This window comes from Crenobacter luteus (assembly GCF_004345725.1).
GTDB classification, from domain to species: domain Bacteria; phylum Pseudomonadota; class Gammaproteobacteria; order Burkholderiales; family Chromobacteriaceae; genus Crenobacter; species Crenobacter luteus.
In genome coordinates this window covers 1-3,296 of sequence record NZ_SLXG01000048.1, presented here as the reverse complement: position 1 = coordinate 3,296, position 3,296 = coordinate 1, and the positions used below count along the sequence as shown (strand labels likewise).

The following is a 3,296-nucleotide window of genomic DNA, read 5'->3' as shown; positions in this document are numbered from 1 at the left end:
TACTTCTGGTCCGCAAGGCCACGATCCGAAGATCGCGCTACTTGCTGGTGCCAGTTTCTTGCCGAAGCCAGAAACTCACACCTATCGGTTGTTCGGTTTATTAAAGAGCGGGCTGCGTCGCGTTGTTTCGTTTGCGCTGCAGCGAGGAGGCGAACTATACCCACCCCCTCTCGTGACGTCAACACCTTTTTGCAAAAATCTTCGGACAGCTCTCTTGCCGCGCCAGGCGGGTCGGCGTAGAACGTTGGCTTTGCTGCATTTTTCCCGTTTCCCCGACCGAGGTGGCTTGTGGCCCTGACCTGGATTTTCGATCTCGACAACACGCTGCACGATGCCAGCCACGGCATCTTTCCGCACATCAACCGCGCGATGACCGACTATATGATGCGCCATCTGGCGCTGACGCACGCCGACGCGGAGGCGCTGCGCCAGCGCTACTGGGCGCAATACGGCGCGACGCTCAAGGGTCTGGTGCGCCACCACGGCGTCGACCCGCAGCACTTCCTGACCACGACCCATCCGCTGGACGAGTTGGCGCAATGGCTGCGCTGGGAGTCGGGCCTGGCCGAGGCGATGCGTCGCCTGCCCGGACGCAAGATCGTGCTGTCGAACGGACCGACCCATTATGTCGAGGGCGTGGTCGAGCGGATGGGAATCCGTCGCCATTTCGTCGACTGCTACGGCGTCGAACGCCTCGACTACCTTCCAAAGCCACACAAGGCGGCGTTCCGCGCGGTGTTGGCCGAGCACCGGCTGGACGCCGCGCGTTGCGTGATGGTGGAGGACTCGCTGGAGAACCTGAAGGCCGCGAAGGCGCTGGGGATGAAGACGGTGTGGATCAGCAAGGCGGCGCGCCGGCCGGCCTACGTCGACCGCCGCATCGCGCGCATCACCGAACTAGGGGTGCCCTGAGCGGGGACGGCGCAGCTCGCGAAGCAGCGAGGCGAGCAGGCAGACGCCGGCCGCCCACGGCCACAGATGGGACAGGAACTCGACCAGCGCGCCCATGTTCTCGAGGTGGCCGTAGCCCCAGCGGAACAGGCCGAGCATGTCCTGCGTATTGGCGCGCAGCGGCCAGATGGCGACGACCATCTGGCTGGCGACCAGCGCGAGCAGCGCGCACAGCGTCTGCGTGATCCGCCCCAGCCGGGTGATCGCCCAGACGAGCAGGAAGCCGCTCGACAGACCGGCCATCACGTTCAGGTCGAACCATTCGAAGAAGGCGAAGGGTTTGAGCAGCGCCCCTGCGGCCAGGAGCTTGAGCAGCAGCGCCAGCAGGATCACGCCGCCGACCGCGCGCGCGGTGTAGCGGCGGTGGCGCAGAAAGCAGGTGACGAACAAGAGCAGCGCGATCAGGTGCAGCATCGCGCCGCCGGCTTCGAGCAGGAACAGGAACAGCACCGGGTTGTCGAGCGGCGACACGAAGGGTTGCGGCAGACCGATCGGCCGCACGACGACGCCGAAGATCGGCACCGACGGGTTCAGTTGGGTGACGAACCACAGCACGACCAGCGCCACCGCGTAATCGGCCGGGGCACCGGCGGCGAACCATTCGGCGCGCCAGTCCCGCACGTGGCGCCAGGCGCGCACGGTGAACGGGCTGACCGCCAGCGTCGCGCCGGCGAAGGCGCCGGCGAGGTTGTAGGCGATGTCGAGGTTGGACGCGACGCGCGTCGGCAGGAACTGTTGGCCGAACTCGACGCAGAAGCTGGTCGCGCCGGCGGCGGCGAGCGCCCACAGCCAGCCCAGCCAGTGGCGGCGCGGCACCAGCGCGAGCGCGAAGCCGTAGGGAATGTAGATCAGGCAGTTGACGAGGTTGTCGAACAGCCGGAAGTAGTAAGGCAAGGGATAGAACAGGAACTCGAACAGCGGACGGCCCGAGTAGCTCCAGTCGGAAAACGGGTAGAAGCTGGTGAACACGATCACCGCCAGCATCAGCAGGGCGACATGCGCGGGCAGGCGGGACGACGAGGAGGGAGACAGCATGACGCGGCCAGGGTTGCGGTCGAGGCGCCCGGCCCCGGCCTGCCGGCCGGAGTCCGGGCGCCGACGCTTACTTCAGCTTGATTTCGGACCAGATGCGGTTCAGGTCGCGACGCTGCTTGGCGTTCAGGTCCTGCAGTTGCTGCAGGCGGGCCACGTCGGCCTTGCCCGGGAAGATCGCCGGCACCTTGGCGATTTCAGGCTTCACGAACGGCTTGGCCGCGGCGTTCGGGTTGCCCGAGCCCATTTCGTTGGTCAGGTCGGACGCGTTCTTGCCGTCCAGCATGAAGTTGATGAACTGGTACGCCAAGTCCTTGCGCGGCGCGTCTTTCAGCACGACGAAGTTGTCCAGCGACAGCGTGTTGCCCTCTTTTTGCAGGCTGAAGCCGATGCTGAACGGACGCTTGGCCTTTTTCGCGTCGGCCTGCGCCTGGAACATGTCGTTCGAGTAGCCGAACGCGACCCAGATGTTGCCGGTGGTCAGCTGCTTGATGTAGCTCTGGTTGTTGAAGGCGGCCCAGTACGGTTTGGCCTTCAGGATCAGGTCGCGCGCGGCCTGCCAGTCGGCCGGGTTGGTGCTGTTGGCGCTCTTGCCCAGGTACATCAGCGCGGCGGCCATCAGCTCGCGCTGCGAGTCGAGCACGGTGACCTTGCCCTTGATCTTGGCCAGCACCGCCGGATCGAAGATCAGCGCCCAGCTGTTGGCCTTGTCGAGCACGCCGGCCTGCTTCAGCTGGGTTTCGTTGTAGCCGAGCAGCGTGGTGGTGAACGCGTACGGCACCGAGTACTGGTTGCCCTTGTCGAAGAAGGCGTTCAGATAGCCCGGGTCCATGTTCTTCAGGTTGGGCAGCTTGCTCTTGTCCAGCGGCGCGGCGGCCTTCTGGTTGATCAGCGTCTGCACGGCGAAACCGGTCGGCACGACGATGTCGTAGCCCTTCGCGCCGGCGGCCAGCTTGGCCAGCATCTCCTCGTTGTCGCCGTAGTAGTCCTGCACCAGCTTGCACTTGCACGCGGCCTCGAAGCGCTTGGCGGTGGCGTCGGACAGGTAGTTGTTCCAGTTGTACAGATGCAGCGTGTCGGCGGCAAAGACGTTGGCCGAGGAGGCCAGGGCGAGCGCGAGCAACAACTTCTTCATTATCGATATCCCTTTCACTGGCGGGAAAAGCTGAACGAATGGGCGGATTGGCGGCCGCCCGACCCGATTTCACCCATTTGTTCTAAGAGCCGCTAACAAAACCGCTCGACAAAGCGTAAGCAGATCAAGGAACAAGCCAGCTTGAGCAAGGCGTAATGCGTGTCCAGCCGCCGCTCGA

3 protein-coding genes are annotated in these 3,296 nt (G+C 64.7%); 1 reads left to right on the top strand and 2 read right to left on the bottom strand.

The window, feature by feature from the left end; all coding sequences use genetic code 11:
* Nucleotides 1-288 precede the first annotated feature (288 nt).
* Nucleotides 289-912, top strand: a complete 624-nt coding sequence (locus tag EV683_RS14125) for a pyrimidine 5'-nucleotidase (protein ID WP_131863217.1) — start codon at nt 289-291, stop codon at nt 910-912.
* Here the strand turns inward: EV683_RS14125 and EV683_RS14120 are convergent.
* The gene (locus tag EV683_RS14120) at nt 898-1,986 is read right to left on the bottom strand and encodes a VanZ family protein (protein ID WP_131863216.1); all 1,089 of its coding nucleotides are present in this window, start codon (nt 1,984-1,986) and stop codon (nt 898-900) included. The two genes, EV683_RS14125 and EV683_RS14120, sit on opposite strands and share 15 nt — an antisense overlap.
* Nucleotides 1,987-2,053: 67 nt before the next feature.
* Nucleotides 2,054-3,118, bottom strand: a complete 1,065-nt coding sequence (locus EV683_RS14115; RefSeq protein WP_066613336.1) for an ABC transporter substrate-binding protein — start codon at nt 3,116-3,118, stop codon at nt 2,054-2,056.
* Nucleotides 3,119-3,296: the final 178 nt, after the last annotated feature.